We start from the raw sequence: 21249 nt of genomic DNA, 5'->3' as shown, positions 1-21249 counted from the left end.
CAGCTCATCATACTGATCATTATAGAAGCCGCCTAACAACCTTATTAGGGAAATACGCTACAATTCTAGTGCGACATTGTCACTTTACTTCAAACTGAACGAAACGGTTGAGCTGGGTCCATTGGAGTTGAGCCAGAGCCGGTTTAAGTTGCCATCAATCAAGTGGGAAAGCTCTGGTCTCAAAATTTACTATGTACTATTGGATAAATTGAGTCGCGAAATACTTTACTTATCAGCAACCGCTCGGATCGACAACGTCACAGGCCATAAAGAGCCAATGACCATGCCAACAATCGCTACCAAAAAGCCCATAAAGTGAGGTGGCAGTGCCGATTCAGGCGCAATAAACTCCATAGGGATCCAGACCAACAAGCCGCAAATAATGGACGCCATGGCACCGGTATTGTTAGCACGACGCCAATAAATTCCAGCAACAAGTGGTACCATTGCCATCACCAGAGTGACTTTATAGGCGTTTTCGACCATTTGGTGAATGGAAGTTTGTTGTACTTGCGCCCAGAGTGCGTAAACCGTTACCAAAATGGCAAACAAAGCGACACTACCCCGGGTCAACCACAAAAACTGGGCATCACGCAATCGTTCGGGCAATAAAGGCCTGATCACGTTTTCTGATAAAGTAACCGAAGGTGCCAGTAAGGTTCCACTGGCTGTGCTCATGATCACCGAAAGCAGGGCGCCGAAAAAAATAATCTGCGCATATACCGGCATATGATGGAGTATCAAGCTAGGAAGTACTAACTGCGGATCTACAGCACTTAAACTTGCGCTCATTTCCGGTGCAATAATAAACGCAGAATAAGCCAAGTAAAGTGGCACCGCGGCGAAGAATAGATAAGCAACACCGCCAAGTAAGGTTCCCCAAACCGCGACATTTTCATTTTTTGATGAGTTGGCTCGTTGAAACACATCTTGCTGTGGAATAGAGCCCAGCCCCATGGTTAAAAAGCCGGCGATAAAAGTGATCACAGCGGTCCATTCCAAAGCTGGCCAGAACTCAAACTTACCGGCTGCGGCGGCGTGATCCACCACTGGCGCGATGCCTCCCGTTAAGTTCGACACCATGTATGCAATCCACAATAAGCCGAGCACAATCACTATCATTTGCACAAAGGTTGTTACCGCAACCGACCACATGCCGCCGAACAGGGTGTAAGCCAAAACGATAGTGGCTCCAATACCGATTCCGGTGCTGGTCGAAATAAGCCCCTGTGTCAAAACATTCATCACTAGACCGAGTGCAGTAATTTGTGCGGAAACCCACCCTAGGTACGACAAGGCGATAGCTATGCCTACCGCGATTTCCACTTTTTGACTAAAGCGATCACGATAAAAGTCGCCTATTGTCAACAAATTACGGCGATATAACGCTCGTGCGAAAAACAAAGCAAAAAAGATCAAACAGAAAGACGCGCCAAAAGGATCGGATATCAACCCACCAAGGTTTTCGTCGACAAAAGTTCCCGGTATACCCAACACCGTCTCCGCTCCAAACCAGGTAGCAAAAACCATAGCGATGACCATAAACAATGGCAGGCTGCGACCGGCGGTGATGTAATCTTTGGAGTTATGCACCTTGGTGGCGGCAAACACACCGAGAGCAATGGATAGAAATAAATAAAGAGCAACAAACCCAATCAGCATTAATGGTAAACCTCTATACAGTGGCTAGGGCCGGCTTTGCCGGCTTGCGCCGCGACAGCGACAAGTCGGACAGGCTGATTGAGTTTTGACCATACCGACTGTTTCGGCGCAAATATAATCGAAGTATTGGCTTATTGCCTAGATTTTTTTTCCCTCCACCGGGAAAAAATTTAGTTTTTTGTCTCTCCGCTGGCTTTGAACGGGCAAAATCCACCAAAAGTATCATTTTTTAATACTTAATCCAGACTTCTTGTTATTGCATCGCTAAAAAACAAAACTACGCCCAACGATATAAAGGAGATAAATGATGCGAATGACTTGGTTAAGTATTTTATTAGTTGTTCTAACAACAAGTGGTTGTGCCAACTGGAACAGTTTTCGTCAACAACAAGTACAAAGTTCTTTGATCGATTACTTGTACCCAAATGGAAAGGTGCCCGATCACAAAGAATCCGTCTTGCCTCACTTAAGACTCCCTCTAAAGGTTGGAATCGCTTTTGTACCAGAAAAGCACACGCCTTCACGTGTCATTATTAGTGAAGCAGAAAAACAGCAAGTGTTGCAAAAAGTAATCAGCGAACTGAAAAGTAAACCTTATATTGATGATATCGAACCCATTCCACAAATGTACTTAAACGCCACCAGAGGGATGACGCAGCTGAAACAATTGGCATCGATGTACCAACTGGATGTGATCGCTTTGATTTCTTATGACCAACTCAGCCGACAAAGTGAAAACCAATGGGCTTTGTCTTATTTAACCGTTGTTGGAGCCTTTCTTGTGAATGGTGAAACGACAGAAGTAAATACTTTCGTTGATCTCTCGGTACTGGATCTTCGCTCCGAACAATTGCTGTTTCGAGCACCTGGCATTCACTCGGTGGATAAAAACCACTCTTTAATTGGGGAAGCCAAAGAGCTTCGAGAGGCTAAGTTACATAGCTTTTTGGCGGCATCTGACCAAATGATTGAAAACGTCGCGCATGCACTCAATCGCTTTGAACAAAAAGTTTCCGAAGGAAAAAAGGTGACTGTGGAATCTCGAAGTCGTTCAGGTGGATCGTTAGGTATATGGATTTGGCTGGGGTTAATGATTTTGTTTTTGCGACGGGAGTGTCGGTGGAGAAGTTAGGTTTTGTTTTAAGGATTTTTTTGGAATGGATTCTTTCTTTTGATTTGTTGTTTAGTTTGGTTTACCGGTCGCCTGTAATATCAGGTTTCGCCCCTGACGCTAGCCGCTGTGGCAAGAGATCTGTGTTGTCTGAAAAATAGCACCACTACAGAAGGTTTTGAATTGTCTGACGACTGCTTTCGCTACTGGCTAAGACTCCATCCCAACAAACTTTAAGCTCATAGCTTCCAGAAGACTCAGAGCTAAAAAAGCTTACGAAACCCAGTTTGATCATACGCGACAGCATTCATCCGGTTAAACGAAAAATTCAGTAATACTTTTAATTTATCCAAACACTCAGAACAAGTGCCACAGCGGCTAGCGTCAAGCTTTTTTGGTTACTTTTGCAGCGCTTGGCAAAAGTGACTCGCACGCAAGCGCAGCGGTGTGAAACCTGAGCCTACAAACAATCGATAAATAAAACCAAAACCACAAATTTAAATTGCACTTAAGCGAACAAAGCAAGCAAGATAAAACAAAAAAGCCGCGCTCAAATAGCGCGGCTTTCAAGAGAAAGGATAAATCCTAAACCCGTTCAAAAACAGTAGCAATCCCCTGCCCCAAACCAATACACATAGTCGCTACTCCCAACTTAGCCTCTTTAGCCTCCATTAAGCGTAACAACGTTGTGCTGATCCGAGTACCGGAACAACCCAGTGGGTGCCCAAGCGCAATTGCGCCACCGTTCAAATTGACTTTTTGCTCCATTACATCAAGTAAACCTAAATCTTTCAGTACCGGTAATGCTTGAGCGGCAAAAGCTTCATTCAACTCGAATAAGTCGATATCTTCTACCTTAAGTCCCGCACGCTTTAATGCTTTTTGTACGGCTGGAACCGGCCCATAACCCATAATCGCTGCATCACAACCGGCGGAAGCCATTGCACGAATTTTAGCGATGGGTTTAATACCCAGCGCTTTGGCTTTATCTGCGCTCATGACCAACATAGCTGATGCTCCGTCAGACAAGGCAGATGCGTTACCCGCCGTTACGGTGCCGGTAGGATCAAACGCTGGACGAAGTTTGCCAAGATCTTCAACGGAAGACTCAGAACGGATCACTTCATCGTAATCAAACAATTTCAAAGCGCCGTTTTCATCGTGGCCTTCGGTGGCAACGATCTCATTTTTAAAACGACCCTCTACCGTCGCTTTGTGGGCTTTTTGATGCGAAGCAAAGGCAAACTCATCTTGTTGTTGGCGGCTGATGCCATGCATTTTACCGAGCAGTTCGGCAGTAAAGCCCATAAAGCCAGAGCCCTTGGCGGCGTACTTGGCCATTTGTGGCGCAAAATCGACACCATGGGTCATTGGTACGTGACCCATATGTTCGACCCCACCAACGATAAACACGTCGCCGTTTCCGGTCATAATACCTTTTGCTGCTTGATGCAGGGCTTCCATAGAAGAGCCGCATAAGCGATTGACGGTTTGTGCCGATACGGTACGTGGAATACGCGTCATTAACTGTGCATTTCGAGCAATGTTAAAACCTTGCTCCAAGGTTTGCTGAACGCAGCCCCAAATGATGTCTTCTATTTCGGCAGGGTCCAGTTGTGGATTACGATCCAGCAAAGATTCCATTAGGTGCGCTGACAGTTGTTCAGCTCGAGTGTTACGAAACATACCGCCTTTGGAGCGACCCATGGGCGTACGAATAGCATCTACAATTACGACTTCAGTCATTGTTCTGTCTCCCTAAGTCTACTTGGCGTTGGCCGAGTAAAAGGTTTTACCTTCGCTGGCCATGGATTTCAGCAATTCCGGTGCGGTATAGGCTGCTCCCAGGTGCGCATACTTATCGGCGAGTTTTAGCAGGTTATTCAGTCCCAGCTCGTCGGCGTATTTCAAGGCACCACCGCGGAAAGGAGGGAAGCCCAATCCGTAAATTAGGGCCATATCGGCTTCGGCGGCCGAGTCGACAATGCCTTCTTCAAAGCAGCGGATCACTTCAAACATCATCGGCAGCATCAATCGCTCAACAATTTCTTGCTTATCAACATCTTTACCGGGCGTTCCAATCAACTCAAACACAGCGTCATCCACCACTTTTTGTGGGCGGCCTTTTTTGTCTTTGCTGTAAGTGTAGAATCCGCTACCGTTTTTCTGGCCATATTTACCCGCTTCGTACAACTTAATTACGGGATCGCCCGATAATTTGCTCATTCGCTCGGGGAAGCCCTGCTCCATCACATCCAAACAGTGTACGCCGGTATCAATACCAACCACGTCCATTAAATAGGAAGGGCCCATCGGCCAACCAAAGCCTTCCATAACTTTATCCACTGTTCGGAAGTCGGCACCTTCGGCAATTAACTGACTGAAACCGCGGAAGTATGGGAAGAGCACACGGTTAACGAAAAATCCGGGGCAGTCTTTTACAACAACAGGCGATTTACCCATCGCGCTGGCATAAGCGACCACTGCGGCAACGGTTTCATCAGACGTTTTTTCGCCACGGATCACTTCAACCAAAGGCATTTTGTGCACTGGGTTAAAGAAGTGCATCCCGCAGAATTTTTCTGGGCGCTTTAAATTTTTCGCTAACAGATCAATCGAAATGGTTGAAGTGTTGGAAGTTAGAATGGCGTCTTCTGCGATTAAAGACTCAACTTCTGTAAGTACTGCGTCTTTAATTTTGGGGTTTTCCACGACGGCTTCAACAACTATATCGACTGGCTTAACTTCTTCATAGCTCAACGTTGGCTTAATACTGGCAATGGTTTTAGCCATTTTTTCCGCCGAAACTTTACCGATTTGCATGCCTTTGTTCAGGATTTTAGTGGCTTCCGACATGCCCAGATCCAGCGCGCCTTGGTTAATGTCTTTCATTACTGCGGGAACACCTTTAACGGCCGACTGGTAAGCAATGCCACCGCCCATAATACCGGCACCCAACACACCGGCTGACTTAATTTCTTTGGTAGCGGTTTTGGCGGCAATTTTTGCTTTTTTCTTAAGCAGTTGATCGCTTAAAAAGAGTTGGATCATGGCACGAGCTTGGGGTGTTTGTGCCACATTCACAAAACCTCCGTGCTCTATTTTCAAGGCTTCGTCACGATTCAGACGGGCGCCTTCTTCGATCACTCGAATGGCTTCCATTGGAGCTGGGTAGTTTTTACCGGCTTTAGCACCGACCATACCTTTAGCGGTGGTAAACGCCATGGTGGCTTCCAGTTTATTCAGGTTCAGCGGTGCTTTTTTCTGTTCTCGACGCGATTGCCAATTTAAATTTCCGGCAGCGGCGTCTTTTGCCATTTGAATGGCAACGTCATTGAGTTTTTCGGGGTCGGCAACAGCATCGATAGCGCCGACTTTTATAGCGTCGTCGGGCTTGTATTGTTTGGCCATGGCGATCCACTCTATAGCATTGTCACTGCCAATCACTCTTGGCAATCGGGTGGTTCCGCCAAAGCCAGGGATGAGTCCCAGCTTGGTTTCTGGCAAGCCCACTTGAGCTGCGGTAGATGCGACTCGCAGATCGCAGGAAAGCACCATTTCCATACCACCACCCAACGCGAATCCATTGATTGCCGCTACGGTTGGAAACGGGAGATCTTCAAATGCTGTGAACACCGAGTTCGCCTCCGCCGTCCATTTAAGGAGTTCGTCTCGCGGGTAGGCGAAAAGTCCAAGAAACTCAGTGATGTCAGCACCCACAATAAATACTGGTTTAGCGCTGGTCACTATGGCGGCTTTTACGTCGGTATTCGCGGAAAGCGCTTCGGTCACCGATTTCAGCTCTTTAAGAGTGGATTGATCGAATTTATTAACTGACTCATTTTTGTTGTCGAAGCAGACTTCGGCAATGCCGCCTTCTAGCATTCGACAGGTCAGTGACTGGCCTTCGAAAATCATAGGTTTGACTCCGTCCTTAATTCAGTGAAACATCAGAAAATCAAGATATTTCATAGGGTTAGGGTTTAAGTATTATTTTAACTAGCCGATTTGTAGCGCGTTTTTGCAGCGCGATAAAGCTTTCATAGTAACACAAGCGACTGGTCAGACAAGTGTCTGGCCAAGATATTCACAGCGCGTCTGTCTGGGCCAGCAAAGCTTAGCCGATGCTTATCAAATAGCAATATCGGTACTGAACTCTGTGTTTTCCTACACCTTGCTTTCTGGAATAATGGCTGTCCTGTTATGAATTCATTACAAAGAGACGCTCATGAGCCAATCCCTGGAAGTTCAGTTTGATAACCATTTTACCGCGCTAATCGGCCGCTACCAGGCGTTAATGAAAGCACACCATTACGATTATGCGGTGATCCCTTCCGGAATGCCCATCCGTCAATACTTAGATGATATGGATTACCCGTTCAAACCCAACCCGCATTTTAAAGCGGTGTTGCCACTAACCAGTCACCCGCATTGCCATATTGTGATCCCTCAAAGTGGAGCTCCGGAGGTGATTTATTATCAACCGGTGGACTTTTGGCATACCGTTCCGGCGGATCCCGCTGGAACCTGGGTGAACCACGTAGTGATCCACACCATCAGTCAGCCCAGCGATGCGATTAAGCATTTACCCAAAGACGGGCGCATTATCCTACTCGGTCATAAAGAAGGGGTGCTTGATGCGGTGAGTTTTTCGGCCCAGAATCCAGAAACTATTGTGTATCCTTTGTACTGGCAGCGCGCGTACAAATCCGATTATGAAATTGCTTGTATCGCTGAAGCCAATCGGATCGCGGCACGCGCACATAATGCTGCGCGCGACGCTTTTTACGCCGGTGAAAGTGAACAGGGGATAAATCTTGCGTATTTAAAAGCGGCTGGAAACCTGGAAAGCGACATGCCATACGGCAATATCGTCGCGCTGAATCAGCATGCGTCGATATTACACTACACCAATTGTCAGGCTGAAGTGCCTTATCAGATGCATTCGTTTTTGATTGATGCCGGTGCTCAGGTCAATGGTTACGCGTCTGACATTACCCGGACCTACTCTTTCGATAAAAATGATGAGTTCTCTGACTTGATCAGCACTATGAATGAAATGCAGTTGCGTATTATCGAATCGATAAAACCTGGCGACAGTTATGTTGAACTGCATATCGAAACACATCGACAAATTGCTTCTATTTTAAAACAGTTTGATTTTGTCAAAATGGATGCAGAGGAACAGGTCAGCAGTGGGGTTTCCGGTGTTTTCTTTCCACATGGCCTAGGCCATCAAATTGGGTTGCAGGTTCACGATATGGGGGGGCACCAAACCAATGAGCAAGGCGGCGTAACACAACCGCCCGAAGCGCATCCGTTTTTACGAAACACACGAAAAATGGAAACAAATCAGGTGCTGACCATTGAGCCAGGGCTTTATTTTATCGATTCCTTGTTAGCGGATTTAAAAGCGAGTGAATACAGCAAACAAGTCAATTGGGAAAAAGTTGAAAAATTTAAAGTCTTTGGCGGTATTCGTATTGAAGATAACGTGGTGGTAACAGTAGACGGTCATCGCAATCTGACGCGTGAAGCTTTCGCTCAAATTTAATCTAATCATCGATAATTGATCGGATAATGTCTGGATACCGGGTACCAAAACAACCGCTCGAAGTTGAAGAGGTGATCAAAGGCAGCCGTTTTATCACGCGGATTAAATGGGTTGATACCGTAGATAAAGCGAAAACTTATTTAAAACAATTGCGAGAAATGGAACCCGATGCCACCCATCATTGCTGGGCGTATATTGTTGGAAATCCACAAAGCACCACGTTAATTGGGTGCAGTGACGATGGTGAACCTTCGGGCACGGCCGGTAAACCGATGTTGAATGTATTGCAACATTCTGGTGTGGGTGACCTTATTGCAGTATGCACGCGTTATTACGGTGGCACCAAGTTAGGTACTGGCGGTTTGGCGCGTGCGTATGGTGGCGGTGTCAAGCTTGCCTTGGAACAATTGATCACCGAAAGTAAAATTGAAAAAGTGTCGTTGTCCATTCATGCACCTTACGATTGTGGCAAAGATATAGAGCATGAACTCAAGCAGGTGGATGGTGAAGTAAACGCTGTGGATTATGCATCACAACTGACATACTCAGTAATTTTGCCTGCAAAAAATAAACAACAACTAATACAACAACTCACCGTTCGTTTTGGGGAAAAAGTACAATGGAAATCTATCCAATAGCAAAACACATTCACATGACGTTTGCCGGTCTATCGCTATTAAGCTTTATTATTCGTGGTTACTGGATGATCAGCGGCTCAAAACTGCTGCATGCCAAGCCCGTTAAAATTGTGCCGCATATTGTCGATACGGTGTTGTTGCTTTCGGCTGTTGTGCTGGTCTTGGTGACCGGTCTTTATCCATTAAAAGTGGATTTTGTTACGTTAAAATTGTTGCTGTTAGTAGCCTATATTATTCTTGGCACCTACGCGCTAAAGCGCGGTAAAACCAAAACGGTTAAAATTGTTGCTTTTGTTGCGGCTCTCGCAACATTTTTTGCGATATATGCAGCGGCAGTGTATAAACCTGTATTTTAGTCGTACGGAAGTTATTGCTAGAAGTGCAGAAATAATGCTTGAAGTGATGGCTCCGGTAGAGAGTCGAGCGTTATTAAACCAATATTTAGTTTAGCGGATTAAAACGAAGCGCCGTTATAACACTGAAGGAAAACGAAAGCCATTAAATGGACTTATCGAGTTAATGGTAATTTCCATTGAATTCGTTGACGGGTAGTTTAAGGAATACTGAAAAGGCATATTATAGTTATTGGAACATTAAAAAGGTGAGTTTATGAAAACTTTTTTGGTTGTATTATTGGCGACCAGCTGCTCTGTATTTTGTTTGAGTTTTTTGCTTTTTGGATACGCTATGGCACATGGTGCTTTGCCGTATTTGTTACCCTATATTTTAATTGTGAGTGTGGTACTCAGTATTGTTATTTATTCTGTAATTGTTATAAATTCTAAATCGAATAACCCAGGAAGAAACCCTGAAGAGAAAAAGTAAAAATGGCGATTCGCTAAAACCTGTTTTCAGCAAACGATCATTACATTGCTTTTGCCAGACTGCTTTGCTTGATACATAGCATTGTCTGCTTGCTTTAAAATTTCTTCGGCATCTTCATCAAAACCCGATAACAGACTGATGCCGACACTGGTTGAGATATTGATAAGTTTACCTTCAACCGAACTTGTTGAATTGATTGCTTTCAATATCATATTTGCTCTGGATTTAGCGTATTCAATGGCTTGAGCTTTGTCTTGGCTGATCATAGATAGAATGATGACGAACTCATCACCTCCAATGCGAGCAATAAAGTCTTCACCTCGGATTTGATCACCTAAAAGCAAAGCCACTTTAACCAGTAACCGATCCCCAATGTGGTGGTTGTAATCATCGTTCACATTTTTAAAGTTATCAAGATCGAGAAATAATACCGCACTGTATTGATCATGGCGGGCACAGCGAGACTTTTCTTCTTGTAAACGTTTAAACAAAGCTAAGCGGTTGGGTAGTTGCGTTAAGCCGTCATGATAGGCCATGTACTCCAGTTTTTGCTCCCGTTGTTTTTGCCCAGTAATATCACGCGCGAACCAAACGATATTTCTGGTACCATTATGCAACATGAGTGGTGCGACTCGGCCTTCAAATGTACGCATGCCTTCTTGAACTTGAAGCTGATATTCAATGATTTGGTTTTTCTGATCATCTAAGGTCGTTTTGATCACTTCGAGAATTTCGTCCGCTTTATCAATGGGCATTACTTCGTGTAATGTTTTGCCAATTAAATATTGTGCATCGGCAACCAAAAGCGAGTCTTGTGATCCAAACACTTCCAAATAACGCCCATCGTCCGATAACAAAAAGGCCAGTTCTGGCAGTGCATCCAGTACCGAAAGTACAGCGCTCAAACTGTCTTTGCTGCTTAAGTTAATGGCGTGAGCCAATCCCTGTTTGTGGTCCGTCATAAGCTGCTAAAAATAATGGAAACAGATTACAGTATAGACGGTGACGGAAAAAGCGTGATAGCTTCAACTTTTTAAAAGAGATTCATGCTCCAATAACCACTGCTTACGTGTTAACCCACCAGCGTATCCGGTAAGCGTCCCGTTACTTCCTATGACGCGATGACACGGAACAACGATTGAAAGTGGGTTACGCCCGTTGGCGGCGCCTACCGCGCGTACCGCTTTAGGCCTTTTAATTGCTCGTGCAATATCACCATAGCTGGCCGTGTCGCCATAACCTATGGTCTGTAGTTGTTGCCAAACTTCCATTTGAAAGTCAGTACCTTTAAACCAGAGAGGTAAATTGAACTGTGTCCTTTTCCCTGAAAAATATTGCGCTAATTGCTGTTTGGTTTCCTGTAATACGTAAGAACTCCCGGTGGCTTTAGCGGATTTTCGAAAATAAAGCGAGAGTAAAGCTTCTTCGCCAGTATCTGGGTTTATATCGCTGGAGATTTCTATCATGCCCAGCGGGGATTGCCAACAATCAATGTTCATAGTGGTTTCACAAGAGTTGCCAGAGTTGAAAAGTTAGGTAGCTGCGCCAAGGACGAGCCTGCATAGGATCTATCTCAAGTTGATGTTTTTTGAGTGCGTTTTTTACACCCAAATCCGATCCCAGCCATACATCGGGATCACTGCACCCGCGGAGTCGAACGTAGTCGTAAGTCCAAGGACCGATGCCCTTAACGTTAAGCATATCAGCCAGTGGAAGATCGTTACGTTCGAAATACCAGTGCGCAAAATTGCGCAAAGTGTTGCGTCGGCTGTTGGGCATTTTTAAAAACTGCAAGTCTGAGGTCATGATTTGTTTGGCGGTAGGAAAAAGTTTTCGATCGCCATCCAAATTAGAGCCAAGGTGAGAGACCAATGTTGTCACCAATTTACGAGCCGCGCTAACCGATACCTGTTGACCTAATATGGCTCGAATTCCGGCCTCGAAGGGATCCCAGATCCCGGGTAATCGCAGACCCGAATTTAAAGTAATGCTTTTCGGAAACAATGATTCCAGCTGTTGTGAGATGCAAAGCATATCCGCATCGAGATCAAATAATCGCCGAATGTTATTGATGATTGGTTTGAGCCAGCACCAATTGTCTAACTTTAAAGTCAGTAGCATTTGGTGTTTATCTCGCTGTGGTGTGACTTCGAACCAACCGCAAGTCTCTTTGTATTGAAAACTGCGGCCGTAACTTTCATCAATTATCCACTCCAACTTTGCTATTTGTCGATGTCGCAAAAAATCCAACAGAGCAGTCCAATCCAAAGGTGGACGATAGTGTAGCGTTAACGCTAAGGTATCGTTACCGTTATGGCGCTTTCGTCGAATTTCTGAAGGTGTCAGACCTAACATTTGTTTAAAACAGTCATTAAAGCGACGTAAGCTATTAAAGCCACTGGCCAATGCGACTTGGGTAACGCTTAACTGGCTTTCATGCAAAAGGTGTTTTGCAAATAAACACTGCTGGTACTGAGCGTAGTGTTTGGGAGAGGTGCCAAGGTGCTGTTGAAACAGATCGCGTAAGTAGCGACTGCTGATCCCGAGCCTATTCGCCAGGTGCTCAAGACTGGTTTGTTGCAAAGCCCCTTGATCGATCAATGTCAATGCGCGCTCAAACGTGGTTTGACTGCCTTTCCAAGCTGGTGAGTGAGGTGCTGAATCCGGGCGACAGCGTAAACAGGGTCGATAACCGGCGTTAGCGGCTTCAATAGCGCTGGCGTAGTATTCGACGTTTGCTTCTTTTGGACTGTTGGCAGGGCAAATGGGTCGGCAATAGATGCCGGTGGTTTTCACTGCTGTGAAAAACAGACCGTCAAAGCGGTTATCACGCGCCATTCGTGCTTTTCGGCAAGTTGTAGGGTCGAGAGTAGTCGCATTCATAAGCCCATTGTAAAGGGACATTCTGTAAAAACTAGCCATTTTCGGAGGTAAATAGAGATTCCTTTTTGCCGATCAAATATCCGCTTGTTGTGAAAAGGCCGATCTGAGATTATAGGTTTTGACTGGTAAAGGGACGCATGTGCGGACAAACACAATCGGCAATCCATAATGATTCATAATTCTAAGCAGCCTACATCCAATAATGACCAGCCACTTCGTGATGATGAGGTTAAGGATACACACGCTTCAAAACCTCAAGCTCAACTCACTCAAATAGGTCAAAAGCTTCAGGCACAATTGGGTAATGTTGGATTTCAAAAAGCAAAACGCGATGTTGATAGAGCGTTAGCACAGAAAAAAATCGTACTTAATAAACGGTTTGTACTGGAGTCAACGCTCGGCGCTGGTGGAATGGGGACTGTGTATAAAGCGCAGGATTTGCGTAAGGTAGAAGCCAGTGATATTAACCCTTATGTTGCCATCAAAGTTTTAAGTGGAGACTTTAAACAACACCCTGATGCCTTTATCGCTTTGCAACGCGAAGCCAGTCGATCATCCCGTTTGGCTCACCCGAACATCGTTACTGTGCACGACTTTGATCGTGACGGTGATACTGTTTATATGACTATGGAGCTGCTGCAAGGTAACGACTTGTTTTCTTTATTGCGCGATCAGGGAACGCCGGGTTTGGCAAAAGCTCGAGCAATAAAAATCATTAAGGATTATTGCTTGGCGCTCAGTTATGCTCATAAAAAGGGCGTAATTCATTGTGATCTAAAACCGGCGAACATTTTTGTTACCAAAGAGGGGGCTAAAGTGCTCGATTTTGGTATCGCGCGCCTGGCAATCGACACTCAAGATCATTTTGATGCGGGTAAAATTGGCGCCTTTACGCCAGCCTACGCGAGTCTAGAAATGTTTAATCGTGAAGCGCCTCATCCCGGTGACGATGTGTTTGCTGCCGCTGTGATCGCTTATGAACTTTTAACCGGCCAGCATCCGTATCAAGGCAAGTCAGCACCTACTGCACTTGCGTTAAAAATGCAGCCCGCACCTATTGATGGATTAACGAAAAGAGAATGGCGCGCATTACTAACCGCATTGCAGCTCAAACAATCGGATCGTACGCAAAGCATTAACGAGTTTATTGAAGGTTTTTTCGGAAAGCCAAAACTGAATTTAGTGAACACTATAGTTGCAAGTACGGGAGTCGTTGCCGCAACAATCGTCGCTGTTTTCTATTTTCAAAACGATGAATTGGATAAAAAGATCGAACAAACTCTGTTGCAGGCTGAAACTTGTTATCAGCAAAAGGATTTTAATTGCGCTATTCGACAGGCTGATGCCGTGTTGAATATCAAGCCTGAACATGGGAAGGCCATTCAGCTCTTAACCCGTGCAACCGATGCTTATCAGTTGCAACAAAAACAACTCAGAATTGAAAAACTACTGATTGAAGCGGAACATTGCTTGCAACAAAAGCAATGGGCTTGTGTACAACAAAACGCGCAAGAAGTGTTAACTCTTGATGACAAACAATTCAGAGCCAGTCAGCTAATCACTCAGGTGCAGCAGATACAGAGTGATCTTGAAGCTCAATATCAGGAAGTGATGCAAAATGCTCAAACTTGTTTTGATAAAAGTGACTTTCATTGCGCGATAAACCAGGCGGAAGCTGCACTAGAGTTAAAGTATAACGATGAAGTAGCAATTACTATAAAACAAAAAGCATCATTGGAGTTGGAGCAAAAGCAACAGGCGTTAACTCAAGCGAAAAAGATTGTTCGCGAAGGTCAACGTTGTTTTCAACAGTTTGATTACAGTTGCGCCATCGCCAAGGCAGATGCTGCAGTTGCATTTGTACCGCAATACGCACCGGCACTAAAACTTAAACGTGACGCGACCCGTGCCATCGAAAAAGCGAAACAAGCCATTAGCATACAATAATGGCAAGGAGACATAATATGAATAGATTATACTCACGTAGTTTTGTAATCAGCTTTGTGATTATCTTTGCTTTATCCGTTGCGGGCTGTAAGAAAAAACACCTTAAAACGGTAGCGGCGCTTGTTGCTGTGGGGGTCGCGGCAAAAGTGATATACGATATGATCATTGACTATCGCACGGAACAAACTCAAAACGATAATCAGGTCGTGAATAAATACAAACAAAAACACAACGATCTTCCGGAGGAGCCGCAATTGCTCGCCTACCAAACAAGTCTTGAACCTGGGGCTGTCGTACAAGCGGGTAATACCATTTCTATTCAATCTTCACTGGAAGTTGTGCGAGGTAAAGTAAAAGAGTCCTTTGAAATTCAAGAACGAATTACCATATATGACAACCAGGATAACAGTAAAGAGCTGAAAAGTTTGGTAAAAGTGGTCAATAAGGACACATTAAAGTGTGGTGCTTTTGAAAATCAGTTTACATTTACCTTGCCGAAAGGCATGCCACAAGGTGTTTATCCGATAAAAACGACCGTGATCATTGATGGCAAAGAATCTTCACCGGTAGAAAATCGGATGCAACTGGTGATGAGTCCAGTTGACTTAAATAATACTCACTTGTTGGCAGCGGTTCCTTGATCGAATGCTTAAAGGATTGAATCATATTACTCTTGCAGTGAGTGATCTGGATCGTTCATTAAATTTTTATTGTGAATTATTGGGTTTTCAGGCAAAGGTAGCATGGGCGGCCGGTGCCTATTTAACTCTAGGCGAATTATGGTTATGCTTGTCACTTGATAAGCCTGATGAAAAACTGGATTATACGCATATTGCATTCGATATTGATGAAAATAATTTTAAAACATTTGTCGAACGATTGAAGGCTCAGAATGTTTCGGAGTGGAAAACCAATAATAGTGAAGGAAATTCCTATTATTTACTCGATCCCGATGGTCATAAACTGGAAATTCATGTCGGCAATTTACAAACCCGATTACAAAGCTTAAAAGATGCACCCTATCAAGAATTGCATTGGTTTCAGTCATCGTGACCATTGATTTGAGTTGGCAGTCAGTTCGATTAGAGTCTTCATCCTTGAAGGTTTTAAATATCTTTTCCAATTTCACTTTAATTTTTTAAAGCCCAAAATTAATTAGGTAAATTAATCTTCTGGCGACATACCTGTAGGAAGTATGCTGAATTCTACTTTTGGATTTTCTTTCATCCAGCGAAATTTATGATCAATGGTAATGGTATTTTCGTCATTGGTTTGGAATTGATGAACTTTCTTTTTTGCGTAAATTTTTATGGTGGCAGGTTGGTCGAAAGTGAACTTTATCGCATCCATATCAGGAATAAACCAAGAAGCCATGCCACCCATTTCACTCATGAATTCGTTCATGTCGTCTAACAGTACGAAAAGTTCCTGATAGTTGTGCTCGGTTTTGTTTGGTGCTTTAACACCCATTGATAAATTTAAACTTGCGGCTCCTTTGGGTTGATTAATATTGAGCATAATATCTTCAGCTTCGTCGGGATCAAAAATGGGTAGTTCGATGGAACCATCCTCCGCAACGGTAATTTTTTGCAATTCCTGATCATCTTTGCTAACCCAAATACTCAAATCCTCATACTTCAAATTTTCCGATGCTAAATTAACTGAGGCATTGGCATAAACATAGGGTGAGCGGGCTCGTTTTTTTATCATATACAGCATGGTATTGATTTCTTCGTATTCGATACTGCGACTTTTCGTGTCTGTCTCTGCGAATACGCTGAGAGGCAGTAACAATACGTACAGAATACTGATAAGATTTCGACCAGTGTTTATCATTGTTGTTTCCTTGTGGATAAGCAGATGAGTTTAGAATAAACCGTGATGAAAAAGTTCCGAATGTCAATGTGCCACCTTAAAGCTGAATCAGGACTGAATGTAAGCAATATAAGCAGAAAACGATCATGAAAATAGAACACATTAACATCAGTGCGCCGCTTGCAGTGCTCAACAAAGAACGTGACTTCTTTTGTCAGGTTTTAGAGTTGAAAGAAGGATCTCGACCTAACTTTAGTCGCTTCGGGTACTGGTTGTATCATGAGGATCAGGCTTTAGTGCATTTAACGGTGAGTGATGAGCATCATCCAACGAAAGATAAATACTACCTGGATCATATTGCTTTTCAATCCGAAGGATTGCACGATTTGCTTGACCGATTAAACGATGCAAAGGTGAATTATAAAATTGCAAATATTGAAACTATTGGAATGACACAGGTATTCTTTCGTTCGCCTGCCGGTATTGCTTTGGAGGTGAATTTTCTCAAAGAAACGGTTAATAATGCATAACGAAATCGATGGAAAAATCACCGCCAAAAAAATGGCCAGGCGATCATTTCTAGTCGGTTAATACTCCATTTCGATAATCCGCCATTGCCTGATCGATTTCTTCGCGAGTATTCATAACAAAAGGACCCCAATTAGCGATGGGTTCTTTTAATGGTTTTCCGGCAAGTATCAACAACTTCGCTCCATCATGTGAGGCTCGCAGAGCGATGCTGTCTCCGTGGCTGGTCTGCGCCATTTGATGGGTTTTAATGCGTTGATCACCAACCGTTAATTCACCCTCGTAAACGTAGAGTAACAATGTATGTTCCTCAGGGACCGGTAAATGAAATGCATTACCGGCAAAGAGATGGAGATCCAGATAAATGGGATCGGTACTGATCCCGGAAACCGCGCCGGTAATTGCTTTACCATCCACTTCCAGTTTTCCGGCTATCACTTTTAACCAATAGTTTTCATGTTCAACGACTGGAATACTTTTCGATGAAATGTCTTGATAATGGGGATCTTTCATTTTTTCTTTGGCGGGTAAATTAATCCACAGTTGAAAGCCGCGCATTAATCCATCCACCTGTTGTGGCATTTCGGAATGAATGATACCGCGCGCAGCTGTCATCCATTGCACATCACCGGATTGCAGTAAGCCTTTATTGCCGAGATGATCTTCGTGCAGCATATTGCCTTCTAGCATATAGGTGACGGTTTCAAAGCCTCGATGTGGATGCGCAGGAAAGCCAGCAAGATAATCTTCAGCCTGATCGCTATTAAATTCATCGAGCATTAAAAAGGGATCAAACGACTTTAAACCTTCACTTCCTATTAAGCGGTTGAGTTTCACACCAGCCCCATCCGATGCGGGTTTGGCGTTGATGACTTTTGTTACGAGACGTTGTGTCATGATGCACCTCAGGCAAATGCCAATTGTTGAATGTGTTGCTCGGCTGCTGCAATTCCCTGTTGTTTACCCTCTTCGCCCATGTTTAGACCTTCGGAATAAATAAATTCTACGTTTTCGATACCTAAAAAACTTAAAAAGGTTTTTACCAAAGGCGTTTGGCTGTCGGTAGAAGATCCTTGATGCATTCCACCACGAGTGGCAATCACATAGGCTTTTTTATGCTTCAATAAACCTTCGGGGCCATTTTCAGTGTAGCGGAAGGTAACGCCTGCCCGCGCGATGTAGTCAAACCAAGACTGCAACATGGAAGGAATATTAAAGTTGTACATAGGCAAGCCAATGACTAAAACATCGGCCCATTGTATGTCTTCGATTTGTTGGTCGGCATAGGCGACTTTTTGTTGTTGGCTTTCGCTGCGTTGTTCTGCGGGTGTCATTAATGCTTGCAATACGTCACCGTCAAAGTGTGGAACAGGCTCATTCGCAAAACTTTTTTGTTTTACCTCCAGACTAGGGTTTTGGGTCTTCAATTGATTGATTAGGCTACGGCTCAATTGGCTAGAGACGCCGCTTTCGGCGAAAATGCTGGATTCGATGTGTAATAGGTTCATAACTCACCTTGAATTTGGGTTGTCGATGAGACTATGATAGATTCAATTATTCGATTTTAAATGCTTTAAAGTCGATAAATATAATCGAATTATTAGATGGTAAGTAAAATGGTTTAGAGATTTTGATGAGTACATCGCCAAAAATCACCCTTGAACAATGGGCCTCGTTGGTGGCTGTTGTCGAAGAAGGCAGCTATGCCAAAGCGGCGGAACAGCTGAATAAAAGTCAGTCGACGGTGAGTTATGCCATTTCTCGAATTGAGGAACAGCTTGGTGGCCAAGTGCTTAAGCTCAGCGGACGTAAAGCCGAACTCACGGATCTCGGCAGCGTTATGGTGCGTAAGGCGAAAAAGCTACTGGAGCAAGCCGATGGTATTGAGCAGCTGGCGCAATGCGTTTCTCAAGGCTGGGAGTCGGAAGTCAGCCTTGCGGTGGATGTGATATTTCCCATGGCCAAAATTCTGGATGCACTGGAAGACTTTTCACAACATGGTAAATCCACTCGAGTCCGCGTATTGGAAACGTCATTATCCGGTACCGATGAAGCTTTATTAGATGGTGCGGCAGACTTAGTGATCACACCAAGGGTACCGCCCGGATTTCTTGGAGAGCAATTTTTTAGCATTGAGTTTATGGCGGTCGCGCATCGTGAGCATCCGTTACATCAACTGCATCGCACCATCAGCTTAAAAGAGCTGGAAACCTTTCGTCAGGTCGTCATGCGTGATACTGGCGTAAAACGTAAGCAAGATGCCGGTTGGCTGGGTAGTGAGCAGCGCATTACGGTGTCGCATTTTTCGACTTCGGCTCAGGTTATTGCCAGGGGCTTGGCTTTTGGTTGGGTGCCCACCAGCTATGTGGAAGCGCAACTGGAAAGTGGGGAGTTTTTGCCATTACCGTTAGAGCAAGGTCGATGTCGCAGTGTCAATCTTTATTTAGTAAATGCAAAAGGGGAAAGAGCTGGCCCCGCGATACGGTTGTTAATGGAAATAATTCTTAAGCAGGCCAAAAAATGAGTGCGTTTGATCCTATTCTAATTTTGGATTCGGGAATTGGCGGATTAACCGTACTTCAAGAAATCAAACATCAGTTACCCGCCTTGCATTGTGATTACTTGGCGGACAACGCTTTTTTTCCTTATGGCAGTAAAAGCGAAGTGCAACTGGAACTTCGGCTCTCTAAGTTGCTGAGCCGACTCAATGTAGAACAACATTATCAGGCTATTGTCATTGCTTGTAACTCGGCAAGCACTTTGGTATTGGATCACTTGAGGCAGCAATTTGCATTGCCTTTTGTCGGAGTCGTACCGGCGATAAAGCCGGCGGCACAATTATCGACGTGTCGACGTGTAGGTTTGTTGGCGACGGAAGCGACTGTAACCAGCCAATATACCGGGCAATTAATTGAACAGTTTGCAGAAGACTGTGAGATCGTTCGCGTTGCGTCGCCACAACTTGTTCAATACGCAGAACGGATGATCCTCGGTGAAACCATTGACGATCAACAACTGCTTCCTATCATTCAACCCTTTGTCGATCAAAAGACAGATGTTGTGGTATTAGGTTGCACACATTTTCCTTGGTTTAAACAGCGTTTTCAGCATTTGGCGCCGCAAATTCGCTGGTTGGATTCGGGTAATGCCATTGCACGGCGAGTGCGCCACGTATTAAAGTTCGATGAGAGAAAAAATAACAGCAATAACTCCGGATGCTTTTTTTACACAGGAAACTCTTACGTGTTGTTGAATAATTCGTTTTTAACGAATTTGTTTGAATCGGAAAAGCAACTTTTGATTGATTGATTCCTATACTTTAAAAACAAGAAAGATTATGAAATTTATCATTTTTATATTCCTAACTAGCATTTCATTAGTATCTCTGAATGCGCAGCAGTTGCCCGCCAAATTTATTGAAAACCAAGTTTTTCTTACACCGAAATTGGAAGATGGTACTACCGTAATTTTCTTTACCGATACCGGTGGTGGTTGGAATGCAATCAGTCGGGAACTGTTCCAACAATACCAATGGCCTAGCATTACCCGGCAAGTAGGAGATGAATTTTCGCAGTTAAGTGAAATGCCAAAGTTTAAGGTTGAGTTTTCAATTCCTTTGGGTGGCCTTGATAACTTTATGGAAGGACATTTGTTTGTTGAAGACAAACAAAAGTTGTCGTCTTATGGTAGAAGCATAGATGGGTTTTTAGGCGGTCGTTGGCATGCCGAAAAAATTATTGAGTGGAACTATCTCGAAAAGAAAATGATTGTGCATAAAAATCTGGATGGTTTGGATGTCACTAAATGGCAAAAGTTAGCGCTGGGGTTTCAAAAGGACAATAACGAAAAATACACCACGGCTTTTCCACGTATTGATATGGAAGTGAATGGACAAGTTTTACCAATGTTGTTTGATACCGGAGCCACGGCTGATTTATCGAATGAAGCAAAAAAGATAATCCAAAGTCGATCGAGTATAGTTGGAACATCCTACATTGTTGCATCAATTTTTGAACAATGGCGAAATGAGCATCCTAACTGGACCGTTATCGAAAAAGCCGATGCATTACTTAATGAAGCGATGATCCAGGTACCGCAAGTATCAATCGGTAATAAAACCGTAGGTCCGGTTTGGTTTACACGTCGAGCCGATCACAATTTTCATCAATACATGTCGAAAATGATGGACTCCAAAATTGATGGTGCAATTGGTGGTTCGGTGTTGCAGTATTTAAGAGTTATTATCGACTACCCGGAAGAGGTTGCCTACATTTTACGTTAATACT

General features: G+C 44.1%; 21 protein-coding genes. 12 read left to right on the top strand and 9 right to left on the bottom strand.

The window, feature by feature from the left end:
• Positions 1–225: 225 nt before the first annotated feature.
• Positions 226–1662, bottom strand: a complete 1437-nt coding sequence (locus ACTUJY_RS06215) for a high affinity choline transporter 1 (protein WP_463615200.1) — start codon at positions 1660–1662, stop codon at positions 226–228.
• Positions 1663–1966: 304 nt separating this feature from the next.
• On the opposite strand from ACTUJY_RS06215, the gene rhlP reads away from it, so the two are divergent.
• Positions 1967–2794, top strand: a complete 828-nt coding sequence (rhlP, locus tag ACTUJY_RS06210) for a rhombotarget lipoprotein (RefSeq protein ID WP_463615199.1) — start codon at positions 1967–1969, stop codon at positions 2792–2794.
• Positions 2795–3358: 564 nt separating this feature from the next.
• On the opposite strand, the gene fadA is transcribed toward rhlP, so the two are convergent.
• Together fadA and fadB are read right to left on the bottom strand one after the other, a co-directional pair.
• Positions 3359–4519: an acetyl-CoA C-acyltransferase FadA gene (gene fadA / locus ACTUJY_RS06205; protein ID WP_463615198.1), complete on the bottom strand. Its 1161-nt coding sequence runs from the start codon at positions 4517–4519 to the stop codon at positions 3359–3361.
• An 18-nt stretch (positions 4520–4537) separates the two neighbouring features.
• The gene (fadB, locus tag ACTUJY_RS06200; RefSeq protein WP_463615197.1) at positions 4538–6691 is read right to left on the bottom strand and encodes a fatty acid oxidation complex subunit alpha FadB; all 2154 of its coding nucleotides are present in this window, start codon (positions 6689–6691) and stop codon (positions 4538–4540) included.
• Between the two features lie 310 nt (positions 6692–7001).
• Here fadB and pepQ point away from each other — a divergent pair, with 310 nt between their 5' ends.
• The 4 genes from pepQ to ACTUJY_RS06180 all read left to right on the top strand — a co-directional run bounded on the left by pepQ (position 7002) and on the right by ACTUJY_RS06180 (position 9790).
• Positions 7002–8327: a Xaa-Pro dipeptidase gene (pepQ, locus tag ACTUJY_RS06195; RefSeq protein WP_463615196.1), complete on the top strand. Its 1326-nt coding sequence runs from the start codon at positions 7002–7004 to the stop codon at positions 8325–8327.
• A 26-nt stretch (positions 8328–8353) separates the two neighbouring features.
• Complete coding sequence (locus ACTUJY_RS06190; RefSeq protein WP_463615195.1) at positions 8354–8965, top strand: YigZ family protein; 612 nt, start codon at positions 8354–8356, stop codon at positions 8963–8965.
• Entirely contained in the window at positions 8947–9321 is a 375-nt protein-coding gene (locus ACTUJY_RS06185) for a SirB2 family protein (protein ID WP_463615194.1), read from the top strand. Before ACTUJY_RS06190 ends, ACTUJY_RS06185 begins: the two co-directional genes overlap by 19 nt.
• 253 nt (positions 9322–9574) lie before the next feature.
• The gene (locus tag ACTUJY_RS06180) at positions 9575–9790 is read left to right on the top strand and encodes a hypothetical protein (RefSeq protein WP_463615193.1); all 216 of its coding nucleotides are present in this window, start codon (positions 9575–9577) and stop codon (positions 9788–9790) included.
• 26 nt (positions 9791–9816) lie between these two features.
• Here the strand turns inward: ACTUJY_RS06180 and ACTUJY_RS06175 are convergent, their stop codons facing one another.
• The 3 genes from ACTUJY_RS06175 to ACTUJY_RS06165 form a co-directional block, all read right to left on the bottom strand.
• Positions 9817–10752, bottom strand: a complete 936-nt coding sequence (locus ACTUJY_RS06175; RefSeq protein WP_463615192.1) for a diguanylate cyclase — start codon at positions 10750–10752, stop codon at positions 9817–9819.
• A gap of 63 nt (positions 10753–10815) precedes the next feature.
• Positions 10816–11289, bottom strand: coding sequence for a methylated-DNA--[protein]-cysteine S-methyltransferase (locus tag ACTUJY_RS06170; RefSeq protein ID WP_463615191.1), 474 nt, complete (start codon positions 11287–11289; stop codon positions 10816–10818).
• Between the two features lie 7 nt (positions 11290–11296).
• Positions 11297–12673: an AlkA N-terminal domain-containing protein gene (locus ACTUJY_RS06165; protein WP_463615190.1), complete on the bottom strand. Its 1377-nt coding sequence runs from the start codon at positions 12671–12673 to the stop codon at positions 11297–11299.
• 168 nt (positions 12674–12841) lie between these two features.
• Between ACTUJY_RS06165 and ACTUJY_RS06160 the strand changes: the two genes are divergently transcribed.
• Genes ACTUJY_RS06160 through fos form a run of 3 tightly spaced genes read left to right on the top strand, consistent with a single transcriptional unit; the run spans position 12842 to position 15673 of the window.
• Positions 12842–14620 carry a serine/threonine protein kinase gene (locus ACTUJY_RS06160; RefSeq protein WP_463615189.1) on the top strand — a complete coding sequence of 593 codons (1779 nt, stop codon included), beginning with the start codon at positions 12842–12844 and terminating at the stop codon, positions 14618–14620.
• Positions 14621–14637: 17 nt separating this feature from the next.
• The gene (locus ACTUJY_RS06155) at positions 14638–15261 is read left to right on the top strand and encodes a hypothetical protein (protein ID WP_463615188.1); all 624 of its coding nucleotides are present in this window, start codon (positions 14638–14640) and stop codon (positions 15259–15261) included.
• 4 nt (positions 15262–15265) lie between these two features.
• Complete coding sequence (gene fos / locus ACTUJY_RS06150) at positions 15266–15673, top strand: fosfomycin resistance glutathione transferase (RefSeq protein ID WP_463615187.1); 408 nt, start codon at positions 15266–15268, stop codon at positions 15671–15673.
• A 111-nt stretch (positions 15674–15784) separates the two neighbouring features.
• Here the strand turns inward: fos and ACTUJY_RS06145 are convergent, their stop codons facing one another.
• Complete coding sequence (locus ACTUJY_RS06145; protein WP_463615186.1) at positions 15785–16456, bottom strand: DUF2987 domain-containing protein; 672 nt, start codon at positions 16454–16456, stop codon at positions 15785–15787.
• A 125-nt stretch (positions 16457–16581) separates the two neighbouring features.
• Between ACTUJY_RS06145 and ACTUJY_RS06140 the strand changes: the two genes are divergently transcribed.
• Positions 16582–16965 carry a VOC family protein gene (locus tag ACTUJY_RS06140; RefSeq protein WP_463615185.1) on the top strand — a complete coding sequence of 128 codons (384 nt, stop codon included), beginning with the start codon at positions 16582–16584 and terminating at the stop codon, positions 16963–16965.
• 49 nt (positions 16966–17014) lie between these two features.
• Here ACTUJY_RS06140 and ACTUJY_RS06135 read toward each other — a convergent pair whose 3' ends face one another.
• Positions 17015–17860 (bottom strand): pirin family protein, encoded by an 846-nt coding sequence (locus ACTUJY_RS06135; protein ID WP_463615184.1) that lies wholly within the window; start codon positions 17858–17860, stop codon positions 17015–17017.
• Between the two features lie 8 nt (positions 17861–17868).
• On the bottom strand, positions 17869–18471 hold the full coding sequence (locus ACTUJY_RS06130) for an FMN-dependent NADH-azoreductase (protein ID WP_463615183.1): 603 nt from the start codon (positions 18469–18471) through the stop codon (positions 17869–17871).
• A gap of 125 nt (positions 18472–18596) precedes the next feature.
• On the opposite strand from ACTUJY_RS06130, the gene ACTUJY_RS06125 reads away from it, so the two are divergent.
• The 3 genes from ACTUJY_RS06125 to ACTUJY_RS06115 are packed head-to-tail and all read left to right on the top strand — an operon-like array spanning position 18597 to position 21245.
• Positions 18597–19487, top strand: a complete 891-nt coding sequence (locus ACTUJY_RS06125) for a LysR family transcriptional regulator (protein ID WP_463615182.1) — start codon at positions 18597–18599, stop codon at positions 19485–19487.
• Positions 19484–20272 carry a glutamate racemase gene (murI, locus tag ACTUJY_RS06120; RefSeq protein ID WP_463615181.1) on the top strand — a complete coding sequence of 263 codons (789 nt, stop codon included), beginning with the start codon at positions 19484–19486 and terminating at the stop codon, positions 20270–20272. The genes ACTUJY_RS06125 and murI overlap by 4 nt, the downstream gene beginning before the upstream one ends.
• 28 nt (positions 20273–20300) lie before the next feature.
• Entirely contained in the window at positions 20301–21245 is a 945-nt protein-coding gene (locus ACTUJY_RS06115; protein ID WP_463615180.1) for a hypothetical protein, read from the top strand.
• The last annotated feature ends 4 nt before the right edge of the window (positions 21246–21249 follow it).

Source organism: Pleionea sp. WD8-19 (genome assembly GCF_055326765.1).
The sequence above is the reverse complement of the archived record's forward strand: the minus strand, read 5'-3'. Positions and strand labels throughout refer to the sequence as shown.

Excerpts from the sequence above, each read along its gene's own strand:
- ACTUJY_RS06215 (WP_463615200.1), bottom strand. The coding sequence starts at position 1,662 with ATGCTGATTGGGTTTGTTGCTCTTTATTTATTTCTATCCATTGCTCTC.
- rhlP (WP_463615199.1), top strand. The coding sequence starts at position 1,967 with ATGATGCGAATGACTTGGTTAAGTATTTTATTAGTTGTTCTAACAACA.
- fadA (WP_463615198.1), bottom strand. The coding sequence starts at position 4,519 with ATGACTGAAGTCGTAATTGTAGATGCTATTCGTACGCCCATGGGTCGC.
- fadB (WP_463615197.1), bottom strand. The coding sequence starts at position 6,691 with ATGATTTTCGAAGGCCAGTCACTGACCTGTCGAATGCTAGAAGGCGGC.
- pepQ (WP_463615196.1), top strand. The coding sequence starts at position 7,002 with ATGAGCCAATCCCTGGAAGTTCAGTTTGATAACCATTTTACCGCGCTA.
- ACTUJY_RS06190 (WP_463615195.1), top strand. The coding sequence starts at position 8,354 with ATGTCTGGATACCGGGTACCAAAACAACCGCTCGAAGTTGAAGAGGTG.
- ACTUJY_RS06185 (WP_463615194.1), top strand. The coding sequence starts at position 8,947 with ATGGAAATCTATCCAATAGCAAAACACATTCACATGACGTTTGCCGGT.
- ACTUJY_RS06180 (WP_463615193.1), top strand. The coding sequence starts at position 9,575 with ATGAAAACTTTTTTGGTTGTATTATTGGCGACCAGCTGCTCTGTATTT.
- ACTUJY_RS06175 (WP_463615192.1), bottom strand. The coding sequence starts at position 10,752 with ATGACGGACCACAAACAGGGATTGGCTCACGCCATTAACTTAAGCAGC.
- ACTUJY_RS06170 (WP_463615191.1), bottom strand. The coding sequence starts at position 11,289 with ATGAACATTGATTGTTGGCAATCCCCGCTGGGCATGATAGAAATCTCC.
- ACTUJY_RS06165 (WP_463615190.1), bottom strand. The coding sequence starts at position 12,673 with ATGAATGCGACTACTCTCGACCCTACAACTTGCCGAAAAGCACGAATG.
- ACTUJY_RS06160 (WP_463615189.1), top strand. The coding sequence starts at position 12,842 with ATGATTCATAATTCTAAGCAGCCTACATCCAATAATGACCAGCCACTT.
- ACTUJY_RS06155 (WP_463615188.1), top strand. The coding sequence starts at position 14,638 with ATGAATAGATTATACTCACGTAGTTTTGTAATCAGCTTTGTGATTATC.
- fos (WP_463615187.1), top strand. The coding sequence starts at position 15,266 with ATGCTTAAAGGATTGAATCATATTACTCTTGCAGTGAGTGATCTGGAT.
- ACTUJY_RS06145 (WP_463615186.1), bottom strand. The coding sequence starts at position 16,456 with ATGATAAACACTGGTCGAAATCTTATCAGTATTCTGTACGTATTGTTA.
- ACTUJY_RS06140 (WP_463615185.1), top strand. The coding sequence starts at position 16,582 with ATGAAAATAGAACACATTAACATCAGTGCGCCGCTTGCAGTGCTCAAC.
- ACTUJY_RS06135 (WP_463615184.1), bottom strand. The coding sequence starts at position 17,860 with ATGACACAACGTCTCGTAACAAAAGTCATCAACGCCAAACCCGCATCG.
- ACTUJY_RS06130 (WP_463615183.1), bottom strand. The coding sequence starts at position 18,471 with ATGAACCTATTACACATCGAATCCAGCATTTTCGCCGAAAGCGGCGTC.
- ACTUJY_RS06125 (WP_463615182.1), top strand. The coding sequence starts at position 18,597 with ATGAGTACATCGCCAAAAATCACCCTTGAACAATGGGCCTCGTTGGTG.
- murI (WP_463615181.1), top strand. The coding sequence starts at position 19,484 with ATGAGTGCGTTTGATCCTATTCTAATTTTGGATTCGGGAATTGGCGGA.
- ACTUJY_RS06115 (WP_463615180.1), top strand. The coding sequence starts at position 20,301 with ATGAAATTTATCATTTTTATATTCCTAACTAGCATTTCATTAGTATCT.